Annotated in this window: 2 protein-coding genes; both read left to right on the forward strand. The window is 41.8% G+C overall.

Annotated features, from left to right (window positions below; genetic code table 11):
* Window positions 1-5 precede the first annotated feature (5 nt).
* Window positions 6-3101: a multidrug efflux RND transporter permease subunit gene (locus JR005_RS11610; RefSeq protein ID WP_218665103.1), complete on the forward strand. Its 3096-nt coding sequence runs from the start codon at window positions 6-8 to the stop codon at window positions 3099-3101.
* Window positions 3098-6202 (forward strand): efflux RND transporter permease subunit, encoded by a 3105-nt coding sequence (locus JR005_RS11615; protein WP_218665104.1) that lies wholly within the window; start codon window positions 3098-3100, stop codon window positions 6200-6202. The genes JR005_RS11610 and JR005_RS11615 overlap by 4 nt, the downstream gene beginning before the upstream one ends.
* Window positions 6203-6253: the final 51 nt, after the last annotated feature.

Raw genomic sequence — 6253 nt, forward strand, 5'->3', positions numbered from 1 at the left:
GTGCAATGAATATTTCCCGTTTCTTTATTCTACGGCCCGTTGCCACCACTTTGTTAATGCTGGCACTGCTATTTAGTGGCTTGTTGATTTGGCGGTTTTTACCTGTTTCGGCATTACCGCAAGTGGATTATCCCATTATTCAGGTCTATACCTTTCAACCAGGTGCTAATCCGGATACGGTTCAAAGAACCATTACAGCACCACTCGAACGTGAAATGGGCAAAATTGCTGGACTCAAGCAGATGTCCTCAAACAGTTCCATTGGTGCATCTGTCATTACTTTACAATTTGAACTGAGTGCTAAGTTAGGGGTGGTTGAACAAGAAGTTCAGTCGGCATTGAGTACAGCAAGTAGTAAATTGCCCAATGATCTACCGACGCCACCTATTTACCGAAAAGTAAATCCTGCCGATGTGCCGGTGATTACTTTGGCGGTCAGTTCAGATACTTTGCCGCTCACCACTGTTTATGACATGGTGGATACTCGCATCGCACAAAAATTATCACAATTATCTGGTGTGGGAATGGTCAGTTTGGCGGGTGGGCAACGTCCCGCTATACGTGTTCAAATGAATCCAACAGCACTGGCAGCTTATAAAATGAGTGCTGAAGATGTTCGTTCAGCCATTAATTCCGCCAATGCCAATCAGCCTAAAGGCAGTTTTGATGGGCCATATCGAACCACGATGCTAGATGCCAATGATCAGATTCGTTCTATTGCAGATTATGAGAATTTGATTTTGCGCTGGAACAATGGTGCACCTATTCGTTTGAAAGATGTTGCACAGATTCAGGAAGGAAGTGAAGACCGCTATATGGCAGCTTGGGCAGATCAGCAGTCTGCAATCTTAGTCAATGTACAACGTCAGCCCAATGCCAATGTGATTCAGGTCGCAGACCAGATCAAAAATATTTTACCTGAATTGCAAAAAAATCTACCTGAAAGTGTAAAAATTCGAGTCTTGACGGATCGTACTGAAAGCATTCGGAGTTCGATCCGTGATGTACAAAAAGAACTGGTTTTTGCAGTGTGTCTGGTGGTGATGGTCACTTTCCTTTTCTTAAGACATTTGTCCGCGACCATAATTCCCAGTATTGCCGTGCCATTATCGATTATTGGCACTTTTGTATTGATGTATTTTCTCGGGTTCTCGGTAAATAACCTGACGCTCATGGCTCTGACCATCGCCACTGGTTTTGTGGTTGATGATGCGATTGTCATGCTGGAAAATATTACGCGGCATCGTGAAGCAGGGGAAAATCTATTACAGGCTGCACTCAAAGGTTCTAAGGAAATTGGATTTACCCTGATTTCATTGACTATTTCATTAATTGCCGTTTTGATTCCATTGCTGTTTATGGGCGATGTCGTCGGACGCTTATTTCATGAATTCGCGGTGACTTTAGCGGCCGCTATTGCACTGTCACTAGTGGTGTCTTTAACGCTTACGCCGATGATGTGTGCTTACTTACTTAAAGAAAATAAACATCATCAAAAAAATAGCCGATGGAGTCTGGATCAAGTCATTGACCGCTATGCAAAAGCATTACAATGGGTATTTAAACATCAACCACTCATGCTCGGTATTATGTTGAGTACCGTGATTTTAGCAGGTGTTTTGTATTGGATGATTCCTAAAGGGTTTTTTCCTGTGCAGGATAGTGGTGTCATCCAAGTGGTGACTGAAGCACCAGATGATATTTCTTTTCAGGTGATGAGTGAACGTCAGCAAAACTTGGCCGCACAGATTTTAAAAGATCCCGCTGTTGCGAGTTTGTCCTCATTTATTGGCATTGATGCCAATAATCCAAAACTCAGTAATGGCCGTATTCTAATTAATTTAAAACCACATGCAGAGCGAAGTTCGGCGGAGCAGGTGATTGATCGATTACGAGATCAACTTGCTGATGTACAAGGGATTCATGCTTGGATGCAGCCCGTTCAGGAACTAAGTATTGAAGACAAAATTAGTCGTACCCAATACCAACTCAGTCTCAGCACAGCAAAAACTCAAGATTTACAACAATGGACACCTGTTTTAGTTGATGCATTAAAGCAACAGCCTGAGTTTTCAGATGTCACCAGTGAAAATGGTGGACAAGCATTGCAGGCTTATATTGATGTCAATCGAGATGCCGCAGCGCGTTTAGGGCTTTCCATTGAAGATATTAGTCTGGCATTGCAAAATTTATTTGCACAACGCCAGATTGCGACTTTGTATACACAGTCCAATCAATATCGGATTGTATTGGAACTTGATCCCGCATTGACCCAAGGGCTTGATGGTTTAAATCAGACCTATATTCATAATGCAAATGGTGAAGCAATCCAACTGAGTGCTGTGGCAAGTATTGAGCAAAAAAGAGTGGCAAGTGTTTTGCAACAACAAGCACAATTTCCAGCCAATACAATTTCATTTAATCTGGCGCAAGGTGTATCACTTGGTGAAGCGATTCGAGCGATCAAGCGAGTAGAACAGGAACTAAAACCTCCTGCTGAAATCAATCTGAGTTTACAAGGTGCAGCAGCCGCTTTTGAAAATTCGCGACAACATACTTTCTGGCTAGTCATTGCTGCAATTGTAACGATGTACATTGTACTGGGTATTTTGTACGAAAGTTTTATTCATCCCATTACCATTCTTTCTACGCTACCGTCCGCAGCCATTGGTGCATTATTGGCATTATTTATAGTCAACCAGCCACTCGATATGATCGCGCTGATCGGGATTATTTTGCTCATTGGACTCGTGAAAAAAAACGGCATCATGATGGTCGATTTTGCACTGGCAGCTCAACGCAATGAAGGTTTATCTCCTGAACAAGCGATTTATCAGGCTGCCTTAATGCGTTTTAGACCGATTTTAATGACGACATTAGCCGCACTTGTTGGTGCAATTCCTCTCATGCTAGCGTCTGGTTCTGGCGCTGAATTACGTCAACCACTCGGTATTGTAATGGTTGGTGGTCTTATCCTAAGCCAAATTCTCACTTTATTTACCACGCCTGTGGTTTATCTGTTTTTCGATCGTTTACAACGAATTAAGCATCAGCAGAACAAGATAAATCCATCTGTTGATGAATCAGGAGCAATCACTTGAATATATTTGCTCTGTTTGTTCATCGACCTGTTGCTAGCGTTTTATTGGGCATAGCCATGATTTTGCTTGGCGTATTGGCATATTTTCGTTTACCCGTCGCGGCTTTGCCTCAGGCAGATATCCCTACAATTGTAGTACGTGCAAATTTACCTGGTGCAAGTCCTGAAAGTATGTCGGCTACAGTGGCAACGCCACTGGAGCGCGCCATGATAGGGGTGTCTGGCATCAAAGCGATTAATTCATCTAGTAGCCAAAACTCGACCCAAGTCACGTTGCATTTTGATCTAGATACAGATATCAATGAAGCAGCGCGTGAAGTACAGGCCGCTATCAATGCCGCAATATCTCAATTGCCTTCTGGTATGCCTAGCCCTCCTGAATATTTTAAGGTCAACCCCAGTCAAAGCCCAATTTTTTATCTTGCGCTGAGTTCCAAATATTTATCCGCAGGTCAATTATATGAGTTGGCGACCAATCAGTTACAACCCAATCTTGCCCAGATCAGTGGTGTAGGTGAGGTTGAAATTGATGGTGCGTCAATGCCTGCGGTACGTATCGTGTTAAATCCAAATGCTCTGATTTCCCAAGGAGTTTCTTTGGAGCAAGTTCGACAAGCAGTTGAAAAAAGTAATGTAGTACAGTCCTTAGGTGTCATTGAAAATCAGCAACATCGTTGGCAAGTTGCACTTTCAACCGATTTAAAAGCTGCGACAGATTTTGACAATTTAATTATCCATCAAACACCGCAGGGTATTGTCAGACTAAAAGATATTGCAAAAGTAGAAGATTCCGTTGAGAACCGTTATGTCAGTGGTTTCCATAATGGTGAACCTGCGGTCATTATTAAAATCAGCAGACAACCCAATGCCAATACCATCGCAACGATTGAAAAAATCAAGGCAAAACTACCTGAATTAAATTCTCTTATTCCTGCCGATGCACAGTTGACAACAGTCATGGATGGTTCTGAAATTATTCATGCAGGTTTAAAAGAAGCGCGTGATACCTTGCTTTTTTCTATGCTATTGGTTGTGATTGTGGTTGCGCTGATGTTAGGAAGACTACAAAGTGCAATTGTGCCGACCATCGCCATGTTAGTTACTTTGATTGGCGCGACAAGTCTGGTTTATTTGGCAGGTTTTTCGCTGAACAATTTATCTATTATGGCAGTCATTGTTGCGATTGGGTTAGTTGTAGATGATGCCATTGTTGTTCTTGAAAATATTGAACGTCACATTGAACAGGGGGAAACACCATTTAATGCAGCTATTCAAGGCGTCCGGGAGGTTGGATTTACGCTGATTGCCATGAATCTGGCACTGATTGTGATTTTTATCTCTGTATTATTTATGGGTGGGGTCATTGAGCGGCTATTTAGGGAATTTTCGCTCACACTGGTTTTCATTGTTATTCTTTCAGTTTTTGTCTCTTTAATTTTAACCCCAAGTCTATCGGCCCATTGTTTAAAGCCTTTAAATTCGCAGAATAATCAAGTTTTATATGCGTATAGCCAACGCATGATGCAGTATTTAACACAGCATTATTTGTATTCATTAAAGTGGATCATGCGTCATGCTTATCTCGCGATACTACTTTGGTTAGGTGCAATTGCGGGTTCAATCTATTTATATCAAAGTTTGCCTAAAAAGATTTTACCTGAGCAGGATACAGGCCGAATCGAAACATTCATTCGAGGGGATGATGGTTTTTCTTTTCAGATTATGCAGCCTAAAATTTTGACATTTAGTCAAAGTTTACTCAAAGATCCTGCAATCAAAGATGTGATTGGAACTTCTGGCGGCGCTGGTGGAACCACCAATTCCTTTTTTATGGTTAGTTTAAAACCTAAAGCTGAACGCGATGGTCAGACAACGCATGAAATTGCTGAAAGAATTCGTCAAAATGCTCCGTGGTTAGCAGGGGCAATATTTTCGGCAAGAGTTCAACAGGATCTTGATCTGGAAGATCTTTTTGCTGCAAGTGGGGGGCAGGACTATTTGCTGTTATTGCAATCGGATGATGTTGCCTTACTTAGAAAATGGGCGCCGAAAGTTGCAGAGGCGATGCAAAAACTACCTGAGCTTGAAGAGGTGGAAACTTTAGGCGATGAAGGGGCTCAGCATGTCACGCTCGATATTCATCGAGAAGCCACACGACGTTTAGGCGTTGATATTGAAAGTATTTCCAGTGTACTAAACAACTCATTTTCACAACGACAAATTTCGACCATTTATGATCAGACCAATCAATTTCATGTCGTGATGGAAATTGATAAGCGTTTTACTGAAAATCCTGAATCATTGGCAAATATCAAAGTTCCGAATCAAAACGGTGAATATGTACCACTGACTAACTTTGCAACATGGTCATATGGAATTACAAATGATCGCGTACATCGACGCAACCAATATGCCGCAATGGGTATTGGTTATGTACTCAAACAAGGTTACACCGCTGAACAAGCCGAGACCGCAATTCGTGGTGTATTGCCACAGGTCATGCTGCCTCATCAGATTTTTGTTGCAACAGATCAAGATGTAGAAGCCGAAAGTTTACAAGCAGGCTTAAGCACACCGATGTTACTTTTAGCAGTGATTGTGCTGATTTATATCGTGTTAGGCGTAACTTATGAAAGTATGCTCCATCCATTGACGATACTGTCAACGGTTCCTGCTGTGGCTTTGGGCGGTTTACTCACACTTTGGTTATTTAATTTTGAATTTAGCCTGATCGCCTTACTGGGCATGTTTTTATTAATTGGAATTGTTGTAAAAAATGCAATTTTACTGATTGATTTCACCTTACAGCAACGTCGGCTGGGCAAGACAGCATTTGAATCGATTCTATCTGCGGCAGCATTGCGGTTTCGTCCTATTTTAATGACCAATACCGCAGCTTTATTAGGCGCTATTCCATTGGCACTCAGTACAACTGAAGGTTCTGAACTACGACAACCTTTGGGCATTGTGATCGTGGGTGGTTTGGCATTGGGTCAACTCTTAACCCTCTATACCACACCTGTGATGTATCTCTTGTTAGAGAAACTGGCTCAAATGTGTAAACAATTCAATATTACCAATGCCTTCGGCTATAGAAGATAGAAATAGATAGGAAAATAGAAAAGTGATCAGTTCGATTTTATCTAAACATCA

Source organism: Acinetobacter sp. Colony158 (assembly GCF_019264745.1).
In the GTDB taxonomy this organism is placed as follows: domain Bacteria; phylum Pseudomonadota; class Gammaproteobacteria; order Pseudomonadales; family Moraxellaceae; genus Acinetobacter; species Acinetobacter ursingii.

Excerpts from the sequence above, each read along its gene's own strand:
- JR005_RS11610 (WP_218665103.1), top strand. The coding sequence starts at position 6 with ATGAATATTTCCCGTTTCTTTATTCTACGGCCCGTTGCCACCACTTTG.